Annotated in this window: 27 protein-coding genes and 1 riboswitch; of the genes, 13 read left to right on the plus strand and 14 right to left on the minus strand. The window is 71.1% G+C overall.

Going from position 1 to position 26,080, the window contains the following annotated elements:
* Positions 1-100: 100 nt before the first annotated feature.
* From ACFWXQ_RS27500 to ACFWXQ_RS27515, 4 genes are all read right to left on the minus strand, one after another.
* Positions 101-511 (minus strand): DUF3040 domain-containing protein, encoded by a 411-nt coding sequence (locus tag ACFWXQ_RS27500; protein ID WP_383957397.1) that lies wholly within the window; start codon positions 509-511, stop codon positions 101-103.
* A gap of 289 nt (positions 512-800) precedes the next feature.
* The gene (locus ACFWXQ_RS27505) at positions 801-1,628 is read right to left on the minus strand and encodes a class I SAM-dependent methyltransferase (RefSeq protein ID WP_383957399.1); all 828 of its coding nucleotides are present in this window, start codon (positions 1,626-1,628) and stop codon (positions 801-803) included.
* Between the two features lie 129 nt (positions 1,629-1,757).
* Positions 1,758-1,901 (minus strand): hypothetical protein, encoded by a 144-nt coding sequence (locus ACFWXQ_RS27510; RefSeq protein ID WP_386269397.1) that lies wholly within the window; start codon positions 1,899-1,901, stop codon positions 1,758-1,760.
* A gap of 190 nt (positions 1,902-2,091) precedes the next feature.
* Entirely contained in the window at positions 2,092-2,661 is a 570-nt protein-coding gene (locus ACFWXQ_RS27515; RefSeq protein ID WP_383948677.1) for an SAV_6107 family HEPN domain-containing protein, read from the minus strand.
* Between the two features lie 181 nt (positions 2,662-2,842).
* Here ACFWXQ_RS27515 and ACFWXQ_RS27520 point away from each other — a divergent pair, with 181 nt between their 5' ends.
* The 5 genes from ACFWXQ_RS27520 (at position 2,843) to ACFWXQ_RS27540 (ending at position 9,121) form a co-directional block, all read left to right on the plus strand.
* A complete protein-coding gene (locus tag ACFWXQ_RS27520; protein WP_383948730.1) occupies positions 2,843-3,676 on the plus strand; it encodes an ATP-binding cassette domain-containing protein in 834 nt (277 codons plus the stop codon).
* Positions 3,648-5,732, plus strand: coding sequence for a YhgE/Pip family protein (locus ACFWXQ_RS27525; protein ID WP_383948679.1), 2,085 nt, complete (start codon positions 3,648-3,650; stop codon positions 5,730-5,732). The genes ACFWXQ_RS27520 and ACFWXQ_RS27525 overlap by 29 nt, the downstream gene beginning before the upstream one ends.
* A gap of 11 nt (positions 5,733-5,743) precedes the next feature.
* Entirely contained in the window at positions 5,744-6,385 is a 642-nt protein-coding gene (locus ACFWXQ_RS27530; RefSeq protein ID WP_383948682.1) for a TetR/AcrR family transcriptional regulator, read from the plus strand.
* Positions 6,386-6,743: 358 nt separating this feature from the next.
* Positions 6,744-7,385 carry a DUF4126 domain-containing protein gene (locus ACFWXQ_RS27535; protein WP_383948685.1) on the plus strand — a complete coding sequence of 214 codons (642 nt, stop codon included), beginning with the start codon at positions 6,744-6,746 and terminating at the stop codon, positions 7,383-7,385.
* 224 nt (positions 7,386-7,609) lie between these two features.
* Positions 7,610-9,121 carry a phytoene desaturase family protein gene (locus ACFWXQ_RS27540; protein ID WP_383948688.1) on the plus strand — a complete coding sequence of 504 codons (1,512 nt, stop codon included), beginning with the start codon at positions 7,610-7,612 and terminating at the stop codon, positions 9,119-9,121.
* Between the two features lie 57 nt (positions 9,122-9,178).
* Here the strand turns inward: ACFWXQ_RS27540 and ACFWXQ_RS27545 are convergent, their stop codons facing one another.
* The 6 genes from ACFWXQ_RS27545 to ACFWXQ_RS27570 all read right to left on the minus strand — a co-directional run bounded on the left by ACFWXQ_RS27545 (position 9,179) and on the right by ACFWXQ_RS27570 (position 14,181).
* A complete protein-coding gene (locus ACFWXQ_RS27545; RefSeq protein WP_383948691.1) occupies positions 9,179-10,180 on the minus strand; it encodes a hypothetical protein in 1,002 nt (333 codons plus the stop codon).
* Between the two features lie 57 nt (positions 10,181-10,237).
* The gene (gene metF / locus ACFWXQ_RS27550) at positions 10,238-11,161 is read right to left on the minus strand and encodes a methylenetetrahydrofolate reductase [NAD(P)H] (protein ID WP_383948694.1); all 924 of its coding nucleotides are present in this window, start codon (positions 11,159-11,161) and stop codon (positions 10,238-10,240) included.
* Positions 11,162-11,267: 106 nt separating this feature from the next.
* The gene (gene thiE, locus ACFWXQ_RS27555; protein WP_383948697.1) at positions 11,268-11,918 is read right to left on the minus strand and encodes a thiamine phosphate synthase; all 651 of its coding nucleotides are present in this window, start codon (positions 11,916-11,918) and stop codon (positions 11,268-11,270) included.
* Between the two features lie 77 nt (positions 11,919-11,995).
* The gene (locus ACFWXQ_RS27560) at positions 11,996-12,367 is read right to left on the minus strand and encodes a helix-turn-helix domain-containing protein (RefSeq protein WP_143637890.1); all 372 of its coding nucleotides are present in this window, start codon (positions 12,365-12,367) and stop codon (positions 11,996-11,998) included.
* Between the two features lie 173 nt (positions 12,368-12,540).
* Positions 12,541-13,770: an NAD(P)/FAD-dependent oxidoreductase gene (locus tag ACFWXQ_RS27565; RefSeq protein ID WP_383948700.1), complete on the minus strand. Its 1,230-nt coding sequence runs from the start codon at positions 13,768-13,770 to the stop codon at positions 12,541-12,543.
* Between the two features lie 66 nt (positions 13,771-13,836).
* Entirely contained in the window at positions 13,837-14,181 is a 345-nt protein-coding gene (locus tag ACFWXQ_RS27570; RefSeq protein WP_383948703.1) for a hypothetical protein, read from the minus strand.
* Positions 14,182-14,233: 52 nt separating this feature from the next.
* A riboswitch (TPP riboswitch) is annotated at positions 14,234-14,347 on the plus strand.
* Between ACFWXQ_RS27570 and thiO the strand changes: the two genes are divergently transcribed.
* From thiO to ACFWXQ_RS27595, 5 genes are all read left to right on the plus strand, one after another.
* On the plus strand, positions 14,345-15,562 hold the full coding sequence (gene thiO / locus ACFWXQ_RS27575; RefSeq protein WP_383948706.1) for a glycine oxidase ThiO: 1,218 nt from the start codon (positions 14,345-14,347) through the stop codon (positions 15,560-15,562). Its footprint overlaps the riboswitch before it by 3 nt.
* A 2-nt stretch (positions 15,563-15,564) precedes the next feature.
* Positions 15,565-15,765 carry a sulfur carrier protein ThiS gene (gene thiS, locus ACFWXQ_RS27580; protein ID WP_383948733.1) on the plus strand — a complete coding sequence of 67 codons (201 nt, stop codon included), beginning with the start codon at positions 15,565-15,567 and terminating at the stop codon, positions 15,763-15,765.
* Positions 15,766-15,768: 3 nt separating this feature from the next.
* The gene (locus ACFWXQ_RS27585; RefSeq protein WP_189840284.1) at positions 15,769-16,563 is read left to right on the plus strand and encodes a thiazole synthase; all 795 of its coding nucleotides are present in this window, start codon (positions 15,769-15,771) and stop codon (positions 16,561-16,563) included.
* A 142-nt stretch (positions 16,564-16,705) separates the two neighbouring features.
* Entirely contained in the window at positions 16,706-18,640 is a 1,935-nt protein-coding gene (gene pknB / locus ACFWXQ_RS27590) for a Stk1 family PASTA domain-containing Ser/Thr kinase (RefSeq protein ID WP_383948709.1), read from the plus strand.
* A gap of 84 nt (positions 18,641-18,724) precedes the next feature.
* Positions 18,725-19,594, plus strand: a complete 870-nt coding sequence (locus tag ACFWXQ_RS27595; protein ID WP_383948712.1) for a deoxyribonuclease IV — start codon at positions 18,725-18,727, stop codon at positions 19,592-19,594.
* Positions 19,595-19,650: 56 nt separating this feature from the next.
* On the opposite strand, the gene ACFWXQ_RS27600 is transcribed toward ACFWXQ_RS27595, so the two are convergent.
* Positions 19,651-20,283, minus strand: a complete 633-nt coding sequence (locus ACFWXQ_RS27600; protein ID WP_383948714.1) for a sulfite oxidase-like oxidoreductase — start codon at positions 20,281-20,283, stop codon at positions 19,651-19,653.
* 185 nt (positions 20,284-20,468) lie between these two features.
* On the opposite strand from ACFWXQ_RS27600, the gene bfr reads away from it, so the two are divergent.
* Complete coding sequence (bfr, locus tag ACFWXQ_RS27605) at positions 20,469-20,948, plus strand: bacterioferritin (protein WP_143637901.1); 480 nt, start codon at positions 20,469-20,471, stop codon at positions 20,946-20,948.
* Between the two features lie 13 nt (positions 20,949-20,961).
* On the opposite strand, the gene ACFWXQ_RS27610 is transcribed toward bfr, so the two are convergent.
* Together ACFWXQ_RS27610 and ACFWXQ_RS27615 are read right to left on the minus strand one after the other, a co-directional pair.
* The gene (locus ACFWXQ_RS27610) at positions 20,962-21,204 is read right to left on the minus strand and encodes a bacterioferritin-associated ferredoxin (protein ID WP_383948718.1); all 243 of its coding nucleotides are present in this window, start codon (positions 21,202-21,204) and stop codon (positions 20,962-20,964) included.
* A gap of 164 nt (positions 21,205-21,368) precedes the next feature.
* Complete coding sequence (locus tag ACFWXQ_RS27615; RefSeq protein ID WP_383948721.1) at positions 21,369-22,721, minus strand: class II 3-deoxy-7-phosphoheptulonate synthase; 1,353 nt, start codon at positions 22,719-22,721, stop codon at positions 21,369-21,371.
* Between the two features lie 140 nt (positions 22,722-22,861).
* On the opposite strand from ACFWXQ_RS27615, the gene ACFWXQ_RS27620 reads away from it, so the two are divergent.
* Both ACFWXQ_RS27620 and ACFWXQ_RS27625 read left to right on the plus strand, forming a co-directional pair.
* Positions 22,862-22,918, plus strand: coding sequence for a trp operon leader peptide (locus ACFWXQ_RS27620; protein WP_076973970.1), 57 nt, complete (start codon positions 22,862-22,864; stop codon positions 22,916-22,918).
* Between the two features lie 117 nt (positions 22,919-23,035).
* Positions 23,036-24,922, plus strand: a complete 1,887-nt coding sequence (locus ACFWXQ_RS27625; RefSeq protein ID WP_383948724.1) for an anthranilate synthase family protein — start codon at positions 23,036-23,038, stop codon at positions 24,920-24,922.
* Here ACFWXQ_RS27625 and ACFWXQ_RS27630 read toward each other — a convergent pair.
* Positions 24,865-25,875 carry a 2-hydroxyacid dehydrogenase gene (locus ACFWXQ_RS27630; RefSeq protein ID WP_383948727.1) on the minus strand — a complete coding sequence of 337 codons (1,011 nt, stop codon included), beginning with the start codon at positions 25,873-25,875 and terminating at the stop codon, positions 24,865-24,867. The two genes, ACFWXQ_RS27625 and ACFWXQ_RS27630, sit on opposite strands and share 58 nt — an antisense overlap.
* Positions 25,876-26,080: the final 205 nt, after the last annotated feature.

The following is a 26,080-nucleotide window of genomic DNA, read 5'->3' on the forward strand; positions in this document are numbered from 1 at the left end:
TGGTCCTGAGTCCCGGCTGCGGCCGGGCACGCTGAAGGGGCGGCCACCTTCAGGTGGTCACCCCTTACGTGTGTGCGTCTGTCGGCCCGGGCCCGGAGGCTTACTGGCCGCCTTCGTCACGGCGCTTCTGCCAGCGCTGTTCGATGCGATCCATCATGGAGCGCCGCTGCCGGCCCTGACGACGGGCCTGCGGAGCGCTTGGCGCACCCGGCGCACCCGCGGCGGGCTGTTCGCCCGGCTTGGGGGCCTTGCGCCAACCGGTGACGGCGAGCACCGCGCAGCCCAGCATGACGAGAAAACCCACCACGCTGACCCAGATCTGCTGTGCGACCATTCCGGCCATGAGAAGCGCAATACCTACGAGGAAGCCGGCGACCGCCTGGTAGACCCGTCGCCGGGTGTACGTACGCAGCCCGCTTCCCTCAAGCGCTGTCGCGAACTTGGGATCTTCGGCGTACAGCGCTCGCTCCATCTGCTCGAGCATTCGCTGCTCGTGCTCCGAGAGCGGCACGGCGTCCTCCTCATCGTGCAGTCGCCGGGGCGACCGGGGGTCCCCTTCAGGATAGGCAGGGAATCGCCCCCGTGAAACCCGCCCCTCTGCGCCAATTCGCCAACCGGAACCCGCCATGGCGTTCCGATCCACTGAGGCGTAGATTCCCCAGCGACCGGCCCGTCATGCCGGACGGTCTCCCTCGATCATACGGCTCCGAGCGCCCGATCGGGGGGCCTGTGGCGTACTCCATCTGCCGTCGCGCCCCTGATCAGCGGCGCGCCTCCACAGCTCCCTCACGGGAGACGGCTCAGGTCTCGCTGGACTCGCGAGTCTCACCGAGCACATGGAGCTGCGTCGCCACGGAGTGGAAGGCCGCGAGTTCGGCCGCTGCGGCCTCCAGCTTGAGCAGGGCGTCCAGGGCCCCGGGTTCCGTGTCGACGAGGACGCCGGGCACCAGGTCCGCGAAGATCCGTACGCCGTGCACGGCACCGACGCGCAGGCCCGCGCCCTCGACCAGATCGGTGAGCTGGTCGGCCGTGAAGCGCCGCGGTACAGGATCACCCTCGCCCCAGCGGCCGTCCGGGTCACCGAGGGCGTGCCGGGCCTCCGTGAAGTGGCCGGCGAGGGCGCGCGCGAGCACCGCGCCGCCGAGTCCGGCGGCGAGCAGGCTGAGCACGCCCCCGGGGCGCAGGGCCCCGACCGCGTTGCGCAGACCCTCGGCGGGGTCGTCCACGTACTCCAGTACGCCGTGGCAGAGCACCGCGTCGTAGCCGCCGCGCTCGACGACGTCGAAGAGGCCGTGGGCGTCGCCCTGGACGCCCTGGACGCGGTCGGCGACGCCGGCCTCGGCGGCCCGGCGCTCCAGCGCGAACAGCGCGTTCGGGCTGGGGTCCACGACGGTGACGCGGTGGCCGAGGCGGGCGACGGGCACCGCGAAGTTGCCGCTGCCGCCTCCGGTGTCGAGGACGTCCAGCGACTCCCGGCCCGCGGCCTTGACCCGGCGGTCGAGGGCGTCCTTCAGAACGTCCCAGACCACGGCGGTACGGAGCGAGGCGCGGGGGCGTGAGGGGTCGGAGCGCAGCGATGTCGGCTGGGGGCGGTGGTGGGAGGCGGGCGGGCGCATCGGGTCCGACACGGCAGTTGACTCCTCGGCACGGCCGCCGCCCTTGCGTACGGCGGAGCGATGGGGCGATGGGGATTTCTCCCCCGCCCTGTCCGGTGCCGGGGAGATGCAGGCGTCCCAACCCTATTGCCTCGCGCCCCGTCACCGGCCCTCCGTCTCGCGCGCCGGACGCCTCCCGCCTGCGGCCCCGCCCTGCCGGGCGAACCGGCGGACCTGCCGGGCGGCGGCCTGCCCGGCGGCGAGCGCCACGGCGGGCAGCCGCGCCGCGCCGGACGGGAGCCGCACCGGACGGCCTGGGCGGTCCCGGGCCGGCGCCGCGACACCGGCCCGGGACCGCCCGGGGACCCCCGGGCACCCCCGACCGGCCACAAGGCCTGTACAGGCCCGTACAGGCCCGTACACGGCCTGTACAGGCCCACCCGGCCCGGTCTCCGGCGGCTCCCGGCGACACCTCGACCGCGGTCCCGGACGCCGTTCATCCCGCGTCCGGCACGTCCGGCACGTCCGGTGCCCCCCGGTCGGACTCCTGCTCGGGCTCCTGCCGTGGCTGCGGCAGGACCGGCTGGAGCACCAGCATGCGCTCGACGAGGCGGAGGAACATCGCCACGTCACGCAGCAGGTCGTCGGCGTCACGGGTGGTCGCCGCGCCCTGGATGCCGGCCTCCGCGCGGGCGCGGCGGCGGGCACCGGCGGCGAACAGCGCGCTCCACTCGGCCAGTTCGGGTGCTATCTCGGGGAGCACTTCCCAGGCGCTCCGGATCTTGGCCCGGCGCCTCGCGCTGGGCTCCGGGCGCCCGCGGGCGGCGAGCACGGCGGCGGCGGTGCGCAGGGCGGCGAGATGGGCCGTGGCATACCGCTCGTTGGGCGTTTCCAGCAGGGCTGCCTCGTCGAGTCCGGCACGGGCCTGGGCTAGCAGGTCGAGGGCGGCGGGCGGGGCCGTGGCCCGGCGGAGCACGGGGTGCACGTCGCTCGCCGGGCCGGTCAGTGAGGGGGCAGGGCCGGTGACGCGTCGCCGACGGGCGGCGGCTGCGGGGTAGGTGGCCATGACGAACCTCCTGTCGTCTGTGTGACGGCTCTGTGGCCGTATGTGTCCATCGTGAGGTATGCCACTGACAATCCGTTCTGACCTGGGCTTTTGCCTCGATCAGAGGTTCGGTATAGCTTTTGCACTGACCAGTCAGTTCAAAAACCCGGTCGGCTCAAGGACTCGGAGGGTGGGGGAAGTTGTGGACGGTCCGCACGGACTCGGCGTAAGGGCCGAGGACTTCGGGCTCAAGGGGCCCCGAGGGTGGGCGTTCCGCGGTGTCGGCGTCGACGCGGAGCCCGGCTCGCTGATCGCGATCGAGGGGCCGTCTGGCTCGGGGCGTACGTGTCTGCTGCTCGCGCTCACCGGGCGGATGAGGCCCACCGAGGGGCACGCGCGGGTCGGGCAGTCGGAGTTGCCGAAGCAGATGGCGGCCGTCCGCCGGTTCAGCGCGCTGGCCCACGTGCCCGGTGTCACCGACCTGGAGCCCGCCCTGTCCGTCGCCGAGCACCTGCGGGAACGGGCCCTGCTCCAGCGGCGGTTCGGCGGTTCCGTACGCGGGCTGCTGCGGCCGCGCTCGGAGCGGGTGACGGAGGCGCGGCTGCGCGTCGACGGCGCGCTGGCCGCCGCCGGGCTCGACCGGGAGGCCCTGCCCAAGGGGTCCCGTACCGCGGTGCGCGACCTGGAACGCGTCGAGGCGCTGCGGCTGTCCGTGGCGCTCGCCCTGATCGGCCGTCCCCGGCTGCTGGGCATCGACGACACCGATCTGAAGCTCTCGGGGGCCGAACGGGCCGAGGTCTGGGCGCTGTTGCGCTCCCTGACCGAGGCCGGGACCACGGTCGTGGCGGTGTGCAGCGAGGCGCCCGAGGACGCGGTCGTGGTGTCCACGGTGCCCGCCGACGAACCGGCCCGCGAAGAAGACCGCAAGACCCGGAAGGCCGGGAAGGTCCAGAAGGACCGGCACGACCAGGACGACACGGACCACAAGGACGACAAGGAGACCGCGGATGCGCTCGCCGAAGCTGGCCGCGCTTGAGCTCAGGCGCTTCGGCAGGGGAAGGCTCCCGCGCGCGGCCCTGGTCGCGCTCCTGCTGCTGCCCCTGCTGTACGGCGCCCTCTACCTGTGGTCGTTCTGGGACCCGTACGGCCGTCTCGACCGCATCCCCGTGGCGCTCGTGAACGACGACAAGGGGGCGACGGCGGCCGACAAGAAGATCGTGATGGGTGACGAGATCACCAAGGGGCTGCGCGACAGCAAGACCTTCGAGTGGCACGAGGTGAGCGCCTCCGAAGCCCGCGAGGGCGTCGAGGACGGCAGTTACTACCTGTCGCTGACCATGCCGTCCGACTTCAGCAAGCGGATCGCGTCCAGTTCGGGCGACTCGCCGGAGACGGGCTCCCTCCAGGTGCGTACGAACGACGCGAACAACTACATCGTCGGGCAGATCTCCCGGACGGTCTTCGCGGAGGTGCGTACGGCCGCCTCGACCAAGGCGTCGCGGTCGTTCCTCGACAAGATCTTCGTCTCGTTCTCCGACATCCACGGGGAGACCGCGAAGGCCGCGAAGGGGGCCGACACGCTCAAGGGCGGGATCGGGAAGGCCAAGAAGGGCTCGAAGGACCTGGCGGACGGACTCAAGGACGCGGAGGCGGGCAGCGGCAAGCTCTCCGCCGGCCTGAAGAAGCTCGACAAGGGCGCGGGCGATCTCGAGGACGGTTCGCGGCAGGTCTCGGAGGGGACGCAGACGCTCGCGGACAAGGTCAACGGCGTCGCGGACAAGGTGGGGCCCTTCCTCAAGGGCAACGAGAAGGAGATCGGCGACACGGCTCAGCTCGTCGCGGACTCCGCCGCGGCCATCCGCCGCAACCTCGACACGCTGGTGAAGACGGCCCCGACCGCCGCAACGGACGCCCGCACGGCCTCCGACACACTGAACGGCGTCTACAAAGCGCGCTGCGAGACCCTGCCGCTGCCCGACGCCGCCTGCCCGGAGCTGAAGAAGGCGAAGGAGGCCGCCGCCGACGTGGCGAAGGTCGCCGACGACGTCAACACGCTGGTGGCCGGCCAGGACGGCGACCTGGACACGCTCGACAAGCATCTGGCCGCCCTGGAGAAGCAGGCCCAGGCGCTGGCCGACCGCTCGCCGCACCTCTCCGAGGACCTCGCCACGACCGTCTCCAAGGTCAACGCGCTCAACAAGGGGGCCGGAAAGGTCGCCAAGGGGGCGAAGACACTGCACACGGGGCTCGGCACGGCCAAGTCCGGCGCGGCAGACCTGGACACCGGTGTCGGCGAACTCAGTACGGGAGCGGGTGACCTCGAAGGGGGCATGTACAAGCTCGTCGACGGCTCGGGCAAGCTCGCCGGCGGACTGCACGACGGCGCCGGCCGGATCCCCGACTACGACAAGAGCGACCGCGACCAGCGCACGGAGGTCATGGCCGACCCCGTACAGCTCGCCTCGAAGGACCTGCACAAGGCGCCCAACTACGGCACCGGTTTCGCCCCGTACTTCATTCCGCTCTCCCTGTGGGTGGGCGCGATGGTGGCCTACATGCTGATTCCGCCGCTCAACCGGCGCGCGCTCGCGGCGGGCTCCTCCGCCTGGCGCATCGCGCTGGCGGGCTGGCTGCCGGTGGCCGCCCTGGGAGTACTCCAGACGGTCGCGCTGATGTCCGTGCTGCACTGGGGAATCGGACTGGAAATGGCGCGGACGGCCGGGACGGTGGGCTTCCTGTTCCTGGTGACGGCCTGCTTCGCGGCGATCGTGCAGTGGCTGAACGCCCGCTTCGGAGCGGCCGGCCGGATCCTCGTCCTCGCCTTCCTCATGCTGCAGCTGACGTCGGCCGGCGGCACGTATCCCGTGCAGACCAGTCCGGGGTTCTTCAACGCGATCCACCCCTTCATGCCGATGAGTTACGTGGTCGACGCCCTCAGGAGGCTCATCACGGGCGGCGGCCTCGGCCCGGTCTGGCAGGCGTGCGCAGTCCTCGCCGCGTTCACCGCCGGCGCCCTCGCGCTCACCGCCGTGTCCGCGCGGCGACGGCAGGTATGGACCCTCGACCGGCTGCACCCGGAGCTGAGCCTGTGACAATCGGGGCCATGGAAAGCAGCAGGACGGTGGACAGCGGCGGCGGCCGGAGACAGGCGACCCGGCAGAAGCTCTACGAGGCGGCGGTGACCCTCATCGCGGAACAGGGCTTCTCGGCCACGACGGTCGACGAGATCGCCGAACGCGCCGGCGTGGCCAAGGGCACCGTCTACTACAACTTCGCGAGCAAGTCCGTCCTCTTCGAAGAGCTCCTCCGGCACGGAGTGGGACTCCTCACCGCCTCCCTCCGGGAGGCGGCCGAGAAGACCGCCCGGGACGGCGGCAGCAAGGTCGACGCACTGGACGCGATGATCCGCGCGGGCCTCGTCTTCATCGACCGCTACCCGGCCTTCACGCAGCTGTACGTGGCGGAGCTGTGGCGCACCAACCGGGCCTGGCAGTCCACCCTGCTGGTGGTCCGTCAGGAGGCCGTCGCGGTCGTCGAGAACGTCCTGCGCGACGGGATCGCCAACGGCGAGCTGAGCGACGAGATCGACACCCCGCTTACGGCGTCGGCGCTGGTCGGCATGGTGCTCGTGGCAGCCCTGGACTGGCAGGCGTTCCAGCCGGAGCGCTCCCTGGACGACGTCCACTCGGCGCTGTCCCGGCTGCTCCAGGGAAGGGTCAGCGGGGACGGGCTCGGACACAAGTGAAGCGCCGGTCCGAAGTGGCCGCGTCCCCCGCGGGCCACGCCGGACCGGCGCCCCTTTTGTGCTCCCCCGTGTTTCCCCGTACTCCCCGTTGGTTCCCCCGTTCCGGTCTCCCCCGGGTCCCCCCGTGTCTCGCTCCCGCCGAGTTTCTCGGCGGAAGGAGCGGACAAGGGCGCTGCACCGTTCCGCCGCCCCGTGTCGGCGGTACCGGAGCCGCGCCCCTTTCCGTGCCTCTACTCTCTCGTTCACGCAGGTCGGCACCCATCCGTGCGCGTACTCAACTCACCCCCTAGGTACGGATACTCAGCCGTACGCACTCAGGCCCAGGACGCGCCGTTGCCGACTGGTTACGATCGCCTCCGTGTCCGTACTCCCCCTGGTCTTCACCAGCGGCTGGGCCAGCGGTGTCAACGCGTACGCGGTGGTGCTGCTCCTCGGCGTCTTCGGCGCGACCGGACTGACCGACGAGGTGCCCGAGTCCCTGCAGCGCCCCGACGTCCTCATCGCGGCGGGCGTCCTGTTCGCCTGCGAGGCCGTCGCCGACAAGATCCCGTACGTGGACTCGGTGTGGGACAGCGTCCACACCGTGATCCGCCCGGTGTCGGGGGCCGTCGTCGCGGCGCTGCTCGCCGGGCAGAGCGGTTCGCTGTCGGAGCTGGCGGCCGGGGCGATCGGCGGCTCGTCGGCGCTGGCCAGCCATGTCGTCAAGGCCGGGACGCGGATGGCGGTCAACACCTCGCCGGAGCCGTTCAGCAACTTCGTGCTGAGCACCGCCGAGGATCTCGGGGTCGCCGGGATCATCACCTTCGCGATGTTCAACCCGCAGGCCGCGGCGATCATCGCGGGCGTCCTGCTGGTGACCGGTCTGGTGGTGCTCTGCTTCCTGGTCTCGCGGATCAGACGGTTCCTGCGCCGCAGGGCCCAGCGCCGCGAGGAGAAACGGCTCGCGGAACGGGTGGGCGCCCACCGGGCGGCTGACCGGCGGCGGACCTGGCAGCCCTGACCGGCCCCCTGCGACTCCTCGTCGGCTCCAGGCCCCAGCCCGCTCCCGGTCGACCCCAGCGGCTCTCGGTCGACCCCAGCGGCTCCTGGTCGGCCCCAGCCGACTCCTGGCGGGCCCCGGTCGCCTCTGGATGGCCCCGGTCGCCCCTTGGCCGACCGGTCGGCGTACCCCTGCCGCCCAGGCCCGGAGACCGGCTGTCAGTGGCGGCCGATAAAGTCCCTGGCATGGCACGAATTGCGGTGATCGGCGCAGGCATGGGCGCGATGGCGGCCGCCGCCCGGCTGGCCGTCGCGGGCCACCGGGTGGTGGTGTACGAGCGCGCGGCGACGTACGGCGGGGCGGTGGGCCGCTTCGAGCGTGACGGCTTCGCCTTCGACACCGGCCCGGGGCTGCTCCAACTGCCCGCGGTCTACCGCGACCTGTTCGTCAAGACGGGCAAGGAGCCCCTGGAGGCCTGCGTCGACCTGGTCCAGGTCGACCCGGCGGCACGGCACGTCTTCGCCGACGGCACGGAGGTCTCGCTGCCCAACGCCTCCCGCGCGGGGGTCGTCTCGGCCCTGGACGAGGCCCTCGGGTCGGGCGCGGGCGAGCGCTGGGGCGACTTCCTGGTCCGGGCGCGCGAGGCCTGGGACCGGACGCGCCGCCCGCTCCTGGAGGAGCCGCTGTGGCCCAACTGGCAGGTGCTGGCCGAGCGCGAGCCCTACCCGGCCCTGAGGCAGCGCCGGCTGCTGCGCACCCGCACGGCACGAACCCTCGCGGAGGTAGGCGCGTGGGAGCTGGCCGACTCCCGTCTCGCCGCCCTCCTGGAGAGCCACGCGCTCGCGTACGGCCTCGACCCGCACACCGCCCCGGCGAGCGCGGCGGTCCTGCCGTACATGGAGCACGCCTTCGGCGCCTGGTATCTGCGCGGCGGAATCCGGGAGTTGGCGCGCGCGGTGTACGAGCGGTGCCTGGCCCGCCGGGTGGAGTTCGTCTTCGACGCCGAGGTCGTCTCGGTCACGGAGAAGGACGGCCGGGCGGCGGGCGTGGAACTGCGCGACGGGACCGTCGCCGAGGCGGACTTCGTCGTGGGCGGCCCGCCGGAGCTGCTGGAGACCTTGACGGGTCGCGACAGTCTGTACGAGGGTGACGTGCCCGAGTCACACCCCGCGTCCCTGACCTGCGGCAAGGTCGTCGTCTGCCTCGCCCTGCGCGGCCCGCGCGAGCCAGGCGCCGTACACCGCACGGTGGTTCACACGACGGACCCCGCCGACGAGCGGAACCTCTTCGGGGCCGGGAAGCCGGCGGAGCGGCCCACCGTGTGGGTGGACCGGCCGGACGATCCGCTGCTGCGCCCGGACGACGACCACGAGTCAGTGGTGCTCACGGCGACGGTGCCGTCCCTGGCACACCACGACTGGACCGCCGAGGGCGCCGCCGACGCCTTCGCCGACCGCATGGTCGCGGCCGCCGAGCGGGCGATACCGGGCCTGCGCGAGCGCGTGCTGTGGCGCGAGGTCCGCACCCCGGTGGACACGGAGAGGGAGACCGGTGCCGAGGACGGCGCCGTGCCCGCTCCCGCGCTGGCCGGTGTGGACGGCACGCTGCTGCGGCCCGCCAACAGCACGCGCGTACCGGGTCTGTTCACGGTCGGCGGCTGGGCGCACCCCGGCGGCGGACTGCCGCACGCGGGGATGTCCGGCGCTCTGGTCGCCGGACTCGTCGTGGAGGGGCCGGACTTCCGCGGCTCGCAGTGAGTGACAGTGACAGGGCGACGACCGGGGCGCGTTGAGCCCCGGTCGGCACCGGCTCACTCAGAACCGGTACTGCTCGTCGTACCCGCCGCCGCCCTGCTGTCCGTTGCCGCCATTGGTGCCGTTGGTGCCGTTGTTGTTCCCGTTGCCGTCGTACGGATACGACTGCTCCGGCGGGAGTTCGCCGCCGTACGGGTCCTCGGTGTTGCGCTGCTGCGGCACCCAGACTCCGCCGGCCGGGGTCTCGGGGGCGTAACCGCCGTTGGTGGCGTACGGGTCCTGGGTGTAGCCCTGCTGCGTGTACTGCTGCTGCGAGGCGTCGTAGGGCTGGCCGTACGACGCGGCGTCATAGGCCTGCGTGCCGATGTACGGGTCGGAGTAGGCGGCGTACTGCTGCTGCCCGGTGTCGTAGCCGTACTGCTGCTGGTCGTAGCCGGAGTAGCCGTCGTACGCGTAGTTCTGGCCGAGCGGGTCCTGGCCCTGCTGTCCCTGGGCCTGCTGTCCCTGAGCCTGTGCGGCAGCCGCGTACGCCGGGTCGGTGGCGGCGGCGTAGGCCGCGTCGCTGTAGACGCCGTACTGACCCGTGTCGTCGGGCAGCGGCTGCGGTTCGTAGACGGAGGTCGACTCGGCTGCGGTCTCGGGGCGTTGTCCGAAGACCGAGTCGTCGCGTCCGTAGGGGTCGTCCTGGCCGAAGTCCTGGCTGGGAAACGTCGTGGTCTCCGCGGCGTGGAGGTCGGTGACCTCCAGCGTCGGGTCCTTGCGCTCCTCGCCGCGGCGGCGCTTGCTCCCGCCCGTGCGGCCGCCGCCGAGGCCGTTGACGGCCCAGCCGGCCGCGAAGCCGCTGCGGAACGAGAGCGTGACGTACGTCTGCCCGACGGCGAAGGCCGCGGCACCCAGGCCGATGACCAGTACGTTCGGAATCAGGACACCGAGGACCACCCCGAGGAAGCCGGCGAAGGCCAGCAGCCGCCAGCGCAGCCGCGCCTTGTACTGCAGCAGTACCTCGCCGAGCAGCCATAGCGCGACGATGCCGAATGCGATGTAGAGGACCGTCCAGCCCATGTACGCCCCTCTCCCAGGTGGCCGCTACGCAGTGTGTCGTACGACGATGCGACCGGTCTAGGCCTGCTGTGGGTGATGCAGGCCCAGGTTCTCGTAGATTTCCAGCGTCGCGGTGGAGTTGTTCAGCGTAATGAAATGCAGTCCGGGGACTCCCTCGGCCAGCAGCCCCGCGCAGAACTCCGTGGCGAACTCAATGCCAATGGAGCGTACAGCCGCCGGATCGTCTTTGGCTGTGAGGATCCGCTCTTTCAGGGCGTCCGGGAACGAGGCGTTGCTCAGCCTGGGCAACCGTTCCAGCATCTTCACGCTGGTCACCGGCATGACCTCGGGGATGACCGGGGTCTCGCAGCCCGCCGAGTCGACCCGGTCACGCAGCCTCAGATACGACTCCGGCTGGAAGAACATCTGCGTGATCGCGTAGTCCGCGCCGGCCCGGCACTTGTCGACGAAGTGCGCGACATCACGGTCCCAGTCGGTCGAGCGCGGGTGCATCTCGGGGAAGGCCGCGACGCCCACGCAGAAGTCGCCGGACTCCTTGATGAGCCGGACGAGTTCGGCCGCGTACGTCAGGCCCTGGGGGTGTGCCACCCAGTCGGCCATCGGGTCGCCGGGCGGGTCGCCGCGCACTGCGAGCATGTTGCGGATCCCGGCGTCCGCGAACTGGCCGATGATGTTGCGCAGCTCGGCGATGGAATGGTCGACCGCGGTGAGGTGGGCGACCGGGGTCAGGGTCGTGTCGGCGACGATCTGCTGGGTCTCCCTGACCGTGCCCGCCCGGGTCGAACCGCCCGCGCCGTACGTCACCGACACGAAGTCGGGGGCCACGGCCTCGACCCGGCGCAGCGCGTTCCACAGGTTCCGCTCGCCCTTCGGGGTCTTCGGCGCGGAGAACTCGAACGAGTACGTCGCCTTGCCGGTCGCGAGCATGTCACGCACCGTGCGTGCGCGGTCCGTCCTGGTGGAAGCAGATCCGAGGGCCATACCCGCAGGTTAGTCAGGGGGCGACGGTCCCCCAACCGGATCCGGGAAATTTGCCCGTTTTGTCGATTTGTTGTCCACCACTCGGACAACTGCGACCCCGGGGCACCTACGCGTGACGCAGGCGCTTCGCGAACTCCGCCGCCGCCGCGGCCGGATCGTCGGCCTCGGTGATCGCCCGTACGACGACGACGCGGCGGGCGCCCGCTTCGAGCACCTCGTCGAGGTTGCCGAGGTCGATGCCGCCGATGGCGAACCAGGGGCGGTCGGTGGCCGACGCTGCCGTGTACCGGACCAGTTCGAGGCCCGGCGCGTGGCGGCCGGGCTTGGTGGGGGTCGGCCAGCAGGGGCCGGTGCAGAAGTAGTCCACGCCCTCCTGGACGGCGGCGGCAGCGGCCTCCGCGTCGGCGTGCGTGGAGCGGCCGATCAGGACGTCGTCGCCGAGGATCGCCCGGGCGGCGGGCACCGGAAGGTCGCTCTGGCCCAGGTGCAGCACGTCCGCGCCGATGGCGTGGGCGACGTCCGCCCGGTCGTTCACCGCGAGCAGCGTGCCGTGCCGACGGCAGGCGTCCGCGAGGACGGCGAGGTGCTCCAGCTCCTCGGCCGCCTCCATGCCCTTGTCCCTCAGCTGCACGATGTCCACGCCGTTCGCCAGGACCGCGTCCAGGAATTCGGCGAGGTCGCCCTGGCGCTTGCGGGCGTCCGTGCAGAGGTACACCCGGGCGTCGGCGAGCCGGGCGCGTGCGGTGGATTCGGGCATGCGTGGGTCCCCCGTGTCGTATCGGTGGCGTACGGGCCGTGAGGATCGCGGCCCGTACGCCGGACGGCGTGATCAGGTCAGACGGCGAGCGCCTGGGCGCGACGCTTCACCTCCGTGCCGCGATTCTCGCTCAGAGCCTGCGCGGGCGTACCGGGCAGGCTCTCGTCGGGGGTGAAGAGCCACTCGAGCATCTCTTCGTCGGTGAAGCCGTCGTCCCGCAGGAGCGTCAGGGTGCCGGTCAGGCCCTTGACGACCTTCTGCTCGGCCCCGTCGATGAAAGCGGCGGGGACGTGCAGCGCGCGGTTCTCACCACGGCGTACGGCGATGAGCTGGCCTTCCTTGACCAACTGCCGGACGCGGGTCACCTCGACGCCGAGCTGTTCGGCGATGTCGGGGAGGGTGAGCCAGGCGGGGACGAGAGCATCGATCTTTGCGTCAATCTCGGTCACGAGCACAAGCCTGCCATCTCGGACTGACAGTCGGTACCCGGGCCGGTGCGACCGTGTCACGCAGGCCCCCTCACGCAGGCCCGCACCCGTCAGGGACGCGGGGAACTGCGCGACCGGCCACGGACGGCCCGCAGACACCGGATGACCTCCGACCGTGCGGCCCGGCGGAGCGTCTACGCGATCGCGCTCTTGAGCGGCAACGCGGGGTCGGACAGAAGCCCCGAGTCCATCGCCGTGCCCGCCTCGATCAGCCGCTTCCCCTGCGCCAGGTCCCGAGGCCGTCCCACCGCCAGGACCGCGACCAGGCGGCCCCCGCGGAGCCAGCACACCGACCAGGACGGTCCGGCCGGGTCACCGCGCCACACCATGGCGTCGGCGGACGCGTGATGGCCCGCATACTGGACGAAGCGGCCGAACTGCTCGGACCAGAAGTACGGCACGGGGTCGTACGCGGCGGACGTCTCGCCGACGATGTTCGCGGCGACCGTGCGCGGGCCCTGGAGGGCGTTGTCCCAGTGGTGGACCAGCAGGCGCTCGCCATAGCGGCCGGACGGGAACGAGGCGCAGTCGCCGACCGCATACACGTCCGGGGCCGAGGTGCGCAGATGGTCGTCCGCTAGCACCTCCCGACGGGCGCCGAGTTCGATCCCCGAACCGGCCAGCCACGCCGTCGCGGGCCGCGCCCCGATGCCGACGACGACGGCGCCCGCGGGCAGCCGCGAGCCGTCGTCGAGCACCACCTCGCCGGGCTCGACGTGCTCCACGCGCGCGTGGGTGCGCAACACCGCCCCGCTGTCCGCGTACCAGGCGGTCATCGGAGCGGCCACCTCCGCGGGCAGCACGCCGGCGAGCGGCCGGCCGGCGGCCTCCACGACGGTCACCGCGCAGCCCGCCTCGCGCGCCGCCGTGGCGAACTCGGCGCCGATCCAGCCCGCGCCCACCACCACGATGTCGTGCTGCCGCGCGAGGACGGGGCGCAGCCGTTCGGCGTCGTCGAGGGTGCGCAGCAGATGGACACCGGGTACGCCCTGGGCGCCCGGCAGTTGGACCGGCTCGGCGCCGGTGGCGATGACGAGGACGTCGTACGGAACCGGGCCGTCGACCGTGTCGAGTTCGTGCCGCGAGGGGTGCACGCCGGTCACTTCGAGCCCCAGGCGGAGCTCCACGTCGAGCGCTTCGAAGTCGACGTCGAAGGCGGAGCCCTCCGCCTTGCCCAGCAGCACGGCTTTGGACAGCGGGGGCCGGTCGTACGGCTGGTGGGGCTCCGCGCCGATCAGGGTCACGCTTCCGGTGAAGCCCCGCTCCCGCAGGGCGACGGCCGTCTGTACGCCCGCCATGCCCGCCCCGACGATCACGGCGCTCCGTCGCGCCGCCGGGCTCCGTCCCTGCGTCTGCTCACTCACACGATCACCATAGACACTGGTGAAATCGTCGGTCAGGGGGCGCGATCGGTGAGCTGTTGCACAGCGTCAGCCCTTGTTGACCTCTTCGACCACACTTGTCCCGCTGCCCTCCTGGGACTCCCACTCCCAGGTCTCCTCCAGGCGCACCCGCCCGTCGGTCAGTTCGACGACCAGGGAGACGCAGTGCCCGGACGAGGTGGTGCCGTCCACCTTCAGCTGCACGTACCGGAAGTCGAGCCGGTCGCCCTCGCGCGTGCCCACGAGGTGGCCGCGCACGACGTCGCCGCCCGCGTACTCGGCCCAGATCTCGCCGTCCTTCTCGTGATAGGCGAACCGGGTGCGGGTGCCCACCTGGCCCGGCGCCTGGTCGGCGACCGGCGAGAGGAGGAGACCGTCGAGCGAGCGGGCCATGCGTGAAGGCTCCCTTACAGGCTGTTGGGGCGAAGGGCTAGGGTGGCCAACGTAAAGCACTCGCGGGAGTCCGGACGCACCGGGCTGAGAGGGAGGCTGGAACGGCCTCCGACCGTACGAACCTGATCCGGGTCATGCCGGCGAAGGGAGGGGCTGGACGCCCATGTCGCGTACACCGGAGACACCCGTTGCACCCGATGCACCGCGCACATCACCCGATATCCCGCGCACCTCGGACGTCCTGGTCGTCGGAGGCGGGATCATCGGCCTCGTCACGGCCTGGCGGGCCGCGCAGCGCGGGTTCACGACCGCGCTCGTGGACCCGGAGCCCGGCGGCGGGGCCGCGCAGGTCGCGGCCGGGATGCTGGCCGCCGTCACCGAACTCCACTACGGCGAGCAGACCCTGCTCGGCCTCAACCTGGCCTCGGCGCGCCGCTATCCGGACTTCGCGGCCGAGCTGACCGAGGCGGCCGGCCAGGACATCGGATACCGGCGGTGCGGCGCACTGGCCGTCGCGCTCGACGCCGACGACCGCGCCCATCTGCGCGAAGTTCACGCCCTGCAACTCCGGTCGGGCCTGGAGTCGGAGTGGCTCAGCGGCCGTGAGTGCCGACGGCTGGAGCCGATGCTCGCGCCGGGCGTGCGCGGCGGGCTCCGGGTCGACAGCGACCACCAGGTCGATCCGCGGCGCCTCTCAGCTGCCCTGGTCACGGCCTGCGAGCGGGCCGGAGTGACCTTCCACCGGACATGGGCGGACCGCCTGACCGTCGTACGGGACCGGGCCACCGGAGTCGTGACGGCGGACGGCACCGAGCTCTCGGCGGGCCGGGTCGTGCTCGCCGGGGGCAGCCTCAGCGGGCGTCTGACGGGCGTCCCCGACGACGTACTGCCGCCGGTGCGTCCCGTGAAGGGGCAGGTGCTGCGGCTGACCGTGCCGAAGCGGTTCGCGCCCTTCCTGAGCCGCAGCGTGCGGGCGGTCGTGCGCGGCAGCCACATCTATCTGGTACCGCGGGAGAGCGGCGAACTGGTCGTCGGCGCGACCAGCGAGGAGCTGGGCTGGGACACCACGGTGACCGCCGGCGGTGTGTACGAGCTGCTGCGGGACGCCCACGAACTCGTCCCCGGCATCACCGAGCTGCCGCTGACCGAGACGCGTGCCGGACTGCGCCCGGGCTCCCCCGACAACGCGCCCCTGCTCGGCCCGACCGCGCTCCCCGGGTTGCTGCTGGCGACCGGCCACTACCGCAACGGCGTACTCCTCACGCCGGTCACCGGGGACGTCATGGCGCACACCCTGACCACCGGTGAACTCCCGGACGTGGCCCGCCCCTTCACACCCAGGCGGTTCGGCGCCGCCGCACTCTCGGAGCAGCGCGCATGAGCATGAGCATCTTCGTCAACGGGGAGCGGCGGCAGCTGGCCCCGGACACCGCCCTCGACACCCTCGTCGCCGCGCTCACCGCGGCTCCCTCCGGGGTCGCCGCCGCACTCAACGAAACCGTCGTCCCACGCGCGCAGTGGTCGAAAACGCTCCTCTCCGAGGGAGACCGCGTCGAAGTCCTCACCGCCATCCAAGGAGGCTGACCCATGGCCGACGATCCCTTCGTCCTCGGCGGTACGTCCTTCACGTCCCGTCTGATCATGGGCACCGGCGGCGCGCCCAGCCTCGACGTCCTGGAGCGCTCGCTCGTCGCGTCCGGCACCGAGCTGACGACGGTCGCGATGCGGCGCGTGAACCCCAAGGCCCACGGCTCGGTCCTGTCCGTGCTCGAACGGCTGGGCATCCGCGTGCTGCCCAACACGGCGGGCTGTTTCACCGCCGGGGAGGCCGTCCTGACGGCCCGGCTCGCGCGTGAGGCGCTCGGCACGGACCTCGTGAAGCTGGAGGTCATCGCCGACGAACGCACACTGCTGCCCGACCCGATAGAGCTGCTCGACGCCGCCGAGACCCTGGTCGACGACGGCTTCACGGTCCTCCCCTACACGAACGACGACCCGGTGCTCGCCCGCAAACTGGAGGATGTGGGGTGCGCCGCGGTCATGCCGCTCGGGTCGCCGATCGGGTCCGGGCTCGGCATCCGCAACCCGCACAACTTCCAGCTGATCGTGGAGCACGCGCGCGTGCCGGTGATCCTGGACGCCGGTGCCGGTACGGCGTCGGACGCGGCGCTCGCCATGGAGCTGGGGTGTGCGGGTGTGATGCTCGCCTCGGCCGTGACCCGGGCGCAGGAGCCGGTGCTCATGGCCGAGGGCATGCGGCACGCGGTCGAGGCGGGCCGGCTCGCGTACCGCGCGGGGCGCATCCCGCGCCGCCATTTCGCCGAGGCGTCGTCCCCCGTCGAGGGTGTCGCCCGATTGGACCCGGAAAGGCCCGCTTTCTGACTTTTGGCCTGAACACCTGTCTGAATCCAGGCGCCGCACGGTATCGGCCACCGTGCGACGTCCGTCACAGCTCGGCTGCAGTACCGCCCCGGATTCGCCCGTGCGGGCGGCGTTGACAGTGTCGGCTCGTACACTCACCTGCGTGGATACGACCCTTCAGGACCCGCTCGTCGGGCACGTGCTCGACGGCCGCTACCGCGTCGACGCGCGCATCGCGGTCGGCGGGATGGCCACGGTCTACCGGGCCGTGGACACCCGCCTGGACCGGGTGCTCGCGCTCAAGGTGATGCACCCGACGCTGGCGGCCGACGCCACGTTCGTCGACCGCTTCATCCGCGAGGCCAAGTCGGTGGCCAGGCTCGCCCACCCGAACGTGGTGCAGGTATTCGACCAGGGCACGGACGGCAGCTACGTCTACCTGGCGATGGAGTACGTGGCCGGATGCACCCTGCGCGACGTGCTGCGCGAGCGCGGGGCGCTGCAGCCACGGGCCGCGCTCGACGTCCTGGAGCCGGTCCTCGCCGCCCTCGGCGCCGCGCACCGCGCCGGGTTCGTACACCGCGACATGAAGCCGGAGAACGTCCTGATAGGGGACGACGGCCGGGTGAAGGTGGCGGACTTCGGTCTCGTACGGGCCGTGGACACGGTCACCAGCACGACGGGGGCCGTCCTCGGCACGGTGTCGTATCTCGCGCCGGAGCAGATAGAGAACGGCACGACCGATCCCCGGGTCGACGTGTACGCCTGCGGCATCCTCCTCTTCGAGATGCTGACCGGCGACCGCCCGCACTACGGGGACTCACCCGCCACGGTGCTGTACAAGCACCTCCACGAGGACGTGCCCCAGCCGTCCGCGTCCGTGCCGGGCCTGGCCTACGAGCTCGACGAGCTGGTCACGACGGCCACCGCACGCAACCCCGCCCTCCGTCCGTACGACGCCGTGGCGCTGCTCTCGCAGGTCCTGGACGCCCGGAACGCGCTGAGCGCCGACCAGCTGGACGCCGTCCCGCCGCAGGCGGTCACCACGGACCACCAGAACGCGGACGACCGTACGAGCGTGATCCCGCTCTCGCTGTCGGTGCAGCGGCCGCTCCCGGTGAACGACGACGACGCCGAGTTGCACCGCACGAGCTACCTGCCGTCCCCGCCGCCCGAACCGCCGCGCCGCGGCCGTGGCGGCCGTTCGATGGCACCCCGCCGCGGCCTGCTCGCGATCATCGCCGTGGTGCTGCTGGCCCTCGGCCTCGGCGCGGGCGTCTGGTACATCAACTCCGGCCAGTTCACCAATGTCCCGGCGGTGCTCTCGAAGACCGAGGCACAGGCCAGGAAACAGCTCACGGACGCCGGTCTCGATGTGAAGAACGTCAAGCGCGGCTTCAGCGACACCGTCAAGCCCGGCCGGGTCATCAGCAGCGACCCGAAGCCCGGCGCCCGGATCCGGGACAACGACTCCGTGACACTGACGGTCTCCAAGGGCCCGGAGATCGTGCGCGTGCCGGACCTGGAGGGCTACTCCCTGGACAAGGCCAAGCAGCGCCTGAAGAACGAGGGCCTGGTGGCAGGCATGGTCACCAAGGGCTTCAGCGAAGACGTACCGGTGGGCTTCGTGATCCGCACGGAACCGGGGGCGGGCACCGAGCGCCGCGGCGGTTCGGCGATCGCGCTCACCGTCAGCAAGGGCAGCCCGGTGGACGTGCCCGACGTCGTGGGTGACGACCTCGATGACGCGAAGCAGGAGCTGGAGGACGCCGGCCTGACGGTGGAGGTCGCCTCCGAGCAGGTCACGTCCGAGTACGAGGCCGGTCAGGTCGCCAAGCAGTCACCGGACCCCGACACCAAGGCGGGCGGCGGCGACACCGTCACGCTGACGGTGTCCAAGGGCCCGGAGATGATCGAGGTCCCGGACGTCGTGGGCGACAACGTCGACGACGCGAAGCAGGAGCTGGAAGCGGCCGGTTTCACGGTCGAGGTGGACCGCGGCCTGCTCGGCCTCTTCGGCGACACGGTGAAGAGCCAGTCCGTGGACGGCGGCGACACGGCACCCGAGGGATCGACGATCACGATCGAGATCCGCTGACGCTGACGCAGACGGGCGCGCCCAGGCACCCGCAGGAACATGGCCGCCGACCGGGCCACCGGGACCGCGTGACACCCTGAAGGGGTGAGCACTCAGCAGTCCCGCAACCCCGTCGGCGGCCATGTCCCCGTCGCCGGAGGCCTCGCCTCCGTCGGCCTCTCGTACGCGCGCGAGCTTGCCGCAGAGACCGTCCAGGTCTTCGTCGCCAACCCGCGCGGCTGGGCGACTCCGCCCGGAAACCCGCTCCAGGACGAGGAGTTCCGCGCGGCCTGCGCCGCCGAGTCGATCCCCGCGTACGTCCACGCGCCCTACCTGATCAACTTCGGCTCGCACACCGAGGCGACCGTGGAGAAGTCGGTGGAGTCGCTGCGGCATTCGCTGCGGCGCGGGCGGGCGATCGGGGCGCTGGGCGTTGTCGTGCACACGGGGTCGGCGACGGGCGGCCGGGAGCGGTCGGTCGCGCTGAAGCAGGTCCGCGAGCACCTGCTGCCGCTGCTGGACGAGCTGACCCACGACGACGACCCGTTCCTGCTGCTGGAGTCGACCGCCGGACAGGGCTCTTCGCTCTGCTCACGGACCTGGGACTTCGGACCGTACTTCGAGGCGCTCGACGCCCATCCGAAGCTGGGCGTCTGCCTGGACACCTGCCACATCTTCGCGGCGGGCCACGACCTCACCGGGCCCAGCGGGATGCACCAGACGCTCGACCTGCTGGTGGACACGGTCGGCGAGGGCCGGCTGAAACTGATCCACGCCAACGACTCCAAGGACGTGGCCGGCGCCCACAAGGACCGCCACGAGAACATCGGGGCCGGGCACATCGGCGAGGACCCGTTCCGTGCGCTGATGACCCACCCCGCCACCGAGAGCGTACCGCTGATCATCGAGACGCCCGGCGGCAAGGAGGGGCACGCGGCGGACGTGGAGCGGCTGAAGAAGCTCCGGGACGGCTGAGCAGCTCCGGAACCGGCTGAGCGAAACCTCCAGAAGCTCAGCTCAGGAGGCTGGGCTCAGAGCTCTGGCCCGTCCCCGGGCACCTCCTGGTACGAGTAGCGCTGCTCGCGCCAGGGGTCGCCGACGTTGTGGTAGCCGCGCTCCTCCCAGAAGCCGCGGCGGTCGGCCGTCATGTACTCGACGCCGCGGACCCACTTGGGGCCCTTCCACGCGTACAGCTGGGGCACGACGAGACGCAGCGGGAAGCCGTGTTCCGCGGTGAGCAGTTCGCCATCCTTGTGGGTGGCGAAGATCGAGCGGTCGGACGCGAAGTCGTCGAGGCGCAGATTCGAGCTGAAGCCGTACTCGGCCCAGACCATCACATGGGTGACGGTGGGCGCGGGCGGGGCGATCTCCAGGATCGTCCGGGCCGGGATGCCGCCCCACTCCGCACCGATCATGCTGAACTTGGTGACGCAGTGCAGATCGGCCACGACCGTGGCGTACGGCAGGGCGGTGAACTCCTCGTGGGTCCAGCAGTGCTTCTCGCTGTCGGCGGTGGCGCCGAAGACCCTGAACTCCCAGCGCTCGGGACGGAACTTCGGTACGGGCCCGTAGTGCGTGACCGGCCAGCCCCGCTGAAGTCGCTGCCCCGGCGGAAGCTCCGACTGCGCTGCTTCTCCAGATTCACGACCCACCGGCTGACCCATGACTCCATCCTGACAGACCCCGGAGGATGGGCATGACCAGGTACGCACCGACTCTGACAACTCGGTACAACCAGGACTAAGCAAGTACTTACTTACTAAGCATGCACTTACTGGACGATCTTCTACGCCGGTGCAATCATGCGGCGCAACCTGCCAGTTCCCCCCGCTTGGAAGGAGCCTCTGCGATGCAGGGCGACCCCGAGGTCATCGAATTCCTCAACGAGCAGCTGACCGCCGAACTCACCGCGATCAACCAGTACTTCCTGCACGCGAAGATGCAGGAGAACTTCGGTTGGACGAAGCTGGCGAAGTACACGCGGCACGAGTCCATCGACGAGATGAAGCACGCGGAGATCCTGACCGACCGCATCCTCTTCCTGGACGGCCTGCCGAACTACCAGCGGCTGTTCCACGTCCGCGTCGGGCAGACGGTCACGGAGATGTTCCAGGCGGACCGGCAGGTCGAGGTAGAGGCGATCGACCGGCTCAAGCGCGGTATCGAGGTGATGCGGACCAAGGGCGACATCACGTCCGCGAACATCTTCGAGTCGATCCTCGAGGACGAGGAGCACCACATCGACTATCTGGACACCCAGCTGGAGCTGGTGGAGAAGCTCGGCGAGGCGCTCTACATCGCGCAGCTCATCGAGCAGCCGGACAGCTGAACCGGCCGGACGGCTAAGCGGCCTCTTCCAGCGCTTCCACTTCGGAGAGCACGGGCATGCCCTGGTCGGCCTGCTCACGCCGGGGGCAGTCACCCCTGCCCAGCAGTGCCTGAATGCGTCGTACGCATGAGCCGCAGTCGGTGCCCGCCTTGCAGGCCGACGCTATCTGCCGAGGAGTACAGGCACCGCCCTCCGCGTGCTTCTTCACCTGCGCCTCGGTCACCCCGAAGCAGTTGCAGACGTACACGCGGTTCACCTCCCGACGGGATTCGTTGGGTCGTCGTGCCATCCCGATAATCGGTGAGGCTAACCTAACCTTACCCGCCGGGCCGGAGCCGCAAAAGTGCGATGGGGCGCGGATCGTATGTGATCCGCGCCCCAATACACGCTCTTGTAACAACCGAAACGGCTGCTGATCTCCTACTGGTCCCGGTACATCTCCGCCACCAGGAACGCCAGGTCCAGGGACTGGCTGCGGTTCAGGCGCGGGTCGCAGGCCGTCTCGTAGCGCTGGTGCAGATCGTCGACGAAGATCTCGTCGCCGCCGCCCACGCACTCGGTGACGTCGTCACCGGTGAGCTCGACGTGGATGCCGCCCGGGTGGGTGCCCAGGCCCTTGTGGACCTCGAAGAAGCCCTTGACCTCGTCGAGCACGTCGTCGAAGCGGCGGGTCTTGTGGCCGGAGGCCGCCTCGTACGTGTTGCCGTGCATCGGGTCGGTGATCCAGGCGACGGTCGCGCCCGAGGCGGTGACCTTCTCGACCAGCTCGGGCAGCTTGTCGCGGACCTTGTCGGCGCCCATGCGGACGATGAAGGTCAGCCGGCCGGGCTCACGGTCCGGGTCGAGGCGCTCGATGTACTGCAGCGCGTCCTCGGCCGTCGTCGTCGGGCCCAGCTTGATGCCGATCGGGTTGCGGATCTTCGAGGCGAACTCGATGTGCGCCCCGTCCAGCTGACGGGTGCGCTCACCGATCCACACCATGTGCCCGGAGACGTCGTACAGATGGCCCGTACGGGAGTCGACCCTGGTCAGCGCCGATTCGTAGTCCAGGAGCAGCGCCTCGTGGGAGGCGTAGAACTCGACGGTCTTGAACTCCTCCGGGTCCGCCCCGCAGGCGTGCATGAAGTTCAGCGCCTGGTCGATCTCGCGCGCCAGCTGTTCGTAGCGCTGCCCCGACGGCGAGGTCTTCACGAAGTCCTGGTTCCAGGCGTGCACCTGGCGCAGGTCGGCGTAGCCGCCGGTGGCGAAGGCGCGCACCAGGTTGAGCGTGGAGGCGGAGGCGTTGTACATCCGCTTCAGGCGCTCGGGGTCCGGGATGCGGGCCTTCTCGTTGAACTCGAAGCCGTTGACCGAGTCGCCGCGGTAGGTCGGCAGGGTCACGCCGTCACGGGTCTCGGTGCCCTTGGAGCGCGGCTTGGAGTACTGGCCGGCGATGCGGCCGACCTTCACGACCGGCACGGACGCCGCGTACGTGAGGACGGCCCCCATCTGGAGCAGGGTCTTGAGCTTGTTGCGGATCTGGTCGGCGGACACGGCGTCGAAGGCCTCGGCGCAGTCGCCGCCCTGAAGCAGGAACGCCTCGCCCTTGGCGACGGCTCCCAGCCGGGCGCGCAGCTGGTCGCACTCGCCGGCGAAGACGAGCGGCGGATACGACTCGAGGTCCGCGATCACATCGCGCAGAGCCTCGGCATCGGGGTACTCGGGCTGCTGCGCCGCGGGCAGGTCTCGCCAGGTGTTGCCAGCGCTTGCGCTGGACTTAGCGTTCACGGTCACGACCTCAACATTACGGGGTCATGTCGGGCGTCCATCCCCATGCTCATCAATTGAGACAGGGTGCGCTCGATCGAAAGCCCCGACGCGTACGCCGTATGTACGCCGTCACACAGGGTTTCGCATGGGGTATGGTGCGGCGCATGTTCGCGCACTCGATCCAGAACTGGTGGTGGACCGCTCATCCGGCGGCCCACTGACTGCGCGTACGCAAGACTTCGCGAAGGCCGCCCGAGGGGCGGCCTTCGGTGTTTTCGCGACCGGGACCGTTCCTCGCCACTCCTCTCCCACGAGACGCCGAGAAGGAACCCGGACCCATGAATCTGCTCGACCTGCTTGACGATCCCCGCCCGTTCGCCCTGCTGCGCCGCCGCACGCCCGGCCATGATCACGACACCGTCGAGCTGCTGCTCGGCCCGGTCACCGAGTACGAGCGGCTGGCCGACATCCCCGAGGGCCTCGCCCTCGTCCCGTACCGCCAGATCCGGGAGCGCGGCTTCGACGTCCGCGACGACGGCACCCCGCTCGCCGTGCTCACCCCCGAGGAGTCGTACGAACTCCCCCTGGAGCAGGCCCTGTCGGAACTGCCCGCGCACGAGGTGCGGGTCGAGGACGGTGGCTTCGACGTCGAGGACGAGGCGTACGCGGAGATCGTCGGGCGGGTGCTGCGCGAGGAGATCGGGCGGGGCGAGGGCGCGAACTTCGTCATCCGGCGGACGTACGAGGGCGGGATCCCGGGGTTCGGACGGGCCGACGCGCTGGCACTCTTCCGGCGGCTGCTGGTCGGTGAGCGGGGCGCGTACTGGACGTTCGTCGTGCACACGGGAGAGCGGACGCTGGTCGGGGCGAGCCCGGAGGTGCATGTCCGGATGTCCGGCGGGACCGTCGTGATGAACCCGATCAGCGGAACGTACCGCTATCCCGCCGAGGGGCCCACGCCCGAGGACCTGCTGGAGTTCCTGGCCGACGGCAAGGAGGTCGAGGAGCTGTCGATGGTCGTCGACGAGGAGCTCAAGATGATGTGCACGGTCGGTGACATGGGCGGCGTCGTGATCGGGCCGCGGCTGAAGGAGATGGCCCATCTCGCGCACACCGAGTACGAGTTGCGGGGCAGGTCGTCGCTGGATGTGCGGGAGGTGCTGAAGGAGACCATGTTCGCGGCGACGGTCACCGGGTCGCCGGTGCAGAACGCGTGCCGGGTGATCGAACGGCACGAGGTCGGCGGGCGCGGCTACTACGCGGGGGCCCTGGCCCTCGTCGGACGCGACTCGGGCGGGGCCCAGACCCTGGACTCCCCCATCCTCATCCGGACCGCCGACATCGACGGGGGCGGCCGGCTGCGGGTCCCGGTCGGCGCGACGCTCGTACGGGGGTCGGACCCGGCGAGCGAGGTCGCCGAGACACACGCGAAGGCGGCCGGGGTGCTGGCGGCTCTGGGGGTACGCCCCGGCCGGCCGCGGAACACGGACGTACGGGTGAGTCTCGCGGACGACCCGCGGGTGCGGGCGGCGCTGGACGGGCGGCGGGCGGCGCTGGCGCCGTTCTGGCTGCGGATGCAGGAGCGGTCGGCCGAGCTGGAGGGCCATGCGATGGTCGTGGACGGGGAGGACACCTTCACGGCGATGCTCGCGCATCTGCTGCGCTCGTCGGGGCTTGAGGTGACCGTCCGGCGGTACGACGAGCCGGGGCTGCGGGAGGCGGTGCTCGCGCACCAGGGTCCGCTGGTGCTGGGGCCGGGTCCGGGCGACCCCTCGGACACGACGGACCCAAAGATGGCCTTCCTGCGCGGTCTGACCGCGCAGGTGATCCGGAGCCACCGGCACGGCGTGCTGGGGGTCTGCCTCGGGCATGAGCTGATCGCGGCGGAGCTGGGCCTGGAGACCGTCCGCAAGGAGATCCCCTACCAGGGCGCCCAGACGGACATCGACCTCTTCGGGCGGACGGAGACCGTCGGCTTCTACAACAGCTTCGTGGCGCGGTGCGACGACGAGGCGGCGGTGGAGCTGGCGGCCCACGGGGTCGAGGTCAGCCGCAGCGGGGCCGGCGAGGTGCACGCGCTGCGCGGGCCGGGCTTCGCCGGGGTCCAGTTCCACCCGGAGTCGGTGCTGACGCTGCGCGGCACGGACGTCGTACGGGAACTGGTGGCTCAGGTGGTCGCGGGGGCGGGCACCAGCACGTTCTCGGAGCGGCGGCCCGCCGTGTAGTCGAGGACGTTCCGCACCGTGGTGTCGATGATCTCCTCCACCGCGTCCACGGTGTAGTACGCCTGGTGGGACGTGACGACGACGTTCGGGAACGTGACGAGGCGGGCCAGGGTGTCGTCGTCCACGACCTCCAGGGACTTGTCGAGGAAGAAGAGTCCGGCCTCCGCCTCGTACACGTCGAGGCCGACGCCCGTGAAGCGGCCCTCGCGCAGCTCGGCGACGAGGGCCCGGGAGTCGACGAGGCCGCCGCGGCTGGAGTTCACCAGGATCGCGTCGTCCTTCATCGTGCGCAGGGCCGCGGCGTCGAGGAGGTGCCGGGTCTGCGGGAGCAGCGGTACGTGCAGGCTGACCAGGTCGGACTCGGCGAGGAGCTGCTGCTTGGGGACGTACTTCATGCCCAGTTCCAGGCAGGCGGGGTTCTCGGCGACGTCCCAGCCGAGCAGGTTCATGCCGAAGCCGTGCGCGATACGGGTGAACGCCTCGCCGATCTTTCCGGTGCCCAGGATGCCGGCGGTGCAGCCGTGCATGTCCCGGCCCATCAGGCCGTCGAGACGGAAGTCGAAGTCGCGGGTGCGGATGGAGGCCCGGACGATGTTGCGGTTGACGGCCATCGCGAGGGTCCACGCGAACTCGGCGACGGAGTGGGGGGAGTAGTACGAGACGCGGGCGACCGTCAGGGCCAGTCGTTCGGCGACCTTGAGGTCGATGTTGTTGAAGCCGGTGGAGCGCTGGGCGAACATCTGGGTGCCGCCGGCCGTGAGGGTCTGCAGGACGTGGTTGCCCAGTTCGCAGTTGACGCTGGTGGAGACGGTCTCGTAGCCGGTGGCGATGGGGGCGGTGTCCTCGTTGAGGAAGACGTCCAGACAGCGGACCTCGTGGTTCCCCTCTGCCCGGAAGGCCTTCTCCAGGAGGGGTTTCTCGTCTGCTTGGACGCCGAAGGCGAGGATCTCCACGGGGCCCTCCGGGGGTTTTGCCGGGTTTCTCTGCTACCGGTGAATATACGAAGGGCGGGGGGCGTCCGCGTGCCGGGGCGTTTTCTCGCCCCCGCCGCCCCTACCCATTCCCGTCCCCTGGGGCTCCGCCCCAGACCCCGGGAGGTGCGTTGTCGGGTGCGGGTGGGTGGGGGCTTGTCGCGCAGTTCCCCGCGCCCCTTTAAGG

Origin of the sequence: Streptomyces sp. NPDC058697, assembly GCF_042715345.1 — a bacterium.
Taxonomy (GTDB): Bacteria; Actinomycetota; Actinomycetes; order Streptomycetales; family Streptomycetaceae; genus Streptomyces; species Streptomyces liliifuscus.

What these genes read in the sequence shown, in the direction of transcription:
- thiE (WP_383948697.1), bottom strand. Translation starts at nt 11,918, where the DNA reads ATGCCCGAATCCACCGCACGCGCCCGGCTCGCCGACGCCCGGGTGTAC.
- bfr (WP_143637901.1), top strand. Translation starts at nt 20,469, where the DNA reads ATGCAGGGCGACCCCGAGGTCATCGAATTCCTCAACGAGCAGCTGACC.
- thiO (WP_383948706.1), top strand. Translation starts at nt 14,345, where the DNA reads ATGTCGCGTACACCGGAGACACCCGTTGCACCCGATGCACCGCGCACA.
- ACFWXQ_RS27585 (WP_189840284.1), top strand. Translation starts at nt 15,769, where the DNA reads ATGGCCGACGATCCCTTCGTCCTCGGCGGTACGTCCTTCACGTCCCGT.
- metF (WP_383948694.1), bottom strand. Translation starts at nt 11,161, where the DNA reads ATGGCCCTCGGATCTGCTTCCACCAGGACGGACCGCGCACGCACGGTG.
- ACFWXQ_RS27570 (WP_383948703.1), bottom strand. Translation starts at nt 14,181, where the DNA reads ATGGCCCGCTCGCTCGACGGTCTCCTCCTCTCGCCGGTCGCCGACCAG.
- ACFWXQ_RS27625 (WP_383948724.1), top strand. Translation starts at nt 23,036, where the DNA reads ATGAATCTGCTCGACCTGCTTGACGATCCCCGCCCGTTCGCCCTGCTG.
- ACFWXQ_RS27515 (WP_383948677.1), bottom strand. Translation starts at nt 2,661, where the DNA reads ATGGCCACCTACCCCGCAGCCGCCGCCCGTCGGCGACGCGTCACCGGC.
- thiS (WP_383948733.1), top strand. Translation starts at nt 15,565, where the DNA reads ATGAGCATCTTCGTCAACGGGGAGCGGCGGCAGCTGGCCCCGGACACC.
- ACFWXQ_RS27600 (WP_383948714.1), bottom strand. Translation starts at nt 20,283, where the DNA reads ATGGGTCAGCCGGTGGGTCGTGAATCTGGAGAAGCAGCGCAGTCGGAG.
- ACFWXQ_RS27525 (WP_383948679.1), top strand. Translation starts at nt 3,648, where the DNA reads ATGCGCTCGCCGAAGCTGGCCGCGCTTGAGCTCAGGCGCTTCGGCAGG.
- ACFWXQ_RS27530 (WP_383948682.1), top strand. Translation starts at nt 5,744, where the DNA reads ATGGAAAGCAGCAGGACGGTGGACAGCGGCGGCGGCCGGAGACAGGCG.
- ACFWXQ_RS27545 (WP_383948691.1), bottom strand. Translation starts at nt 10,180, where the DNA reads ATGGGCTGGACGGTCCTCTACATCGCATTCGGCATCGTCGCGCTATGG.
- ACFWXQ_RS27540 (WP_383948688.1), top strand. Translation starts at nt 7,610, where the DNA reads ATGGCACGAATTGCGGTGATCGGCGCAGGCATGGGCGCGATGGCGGCC.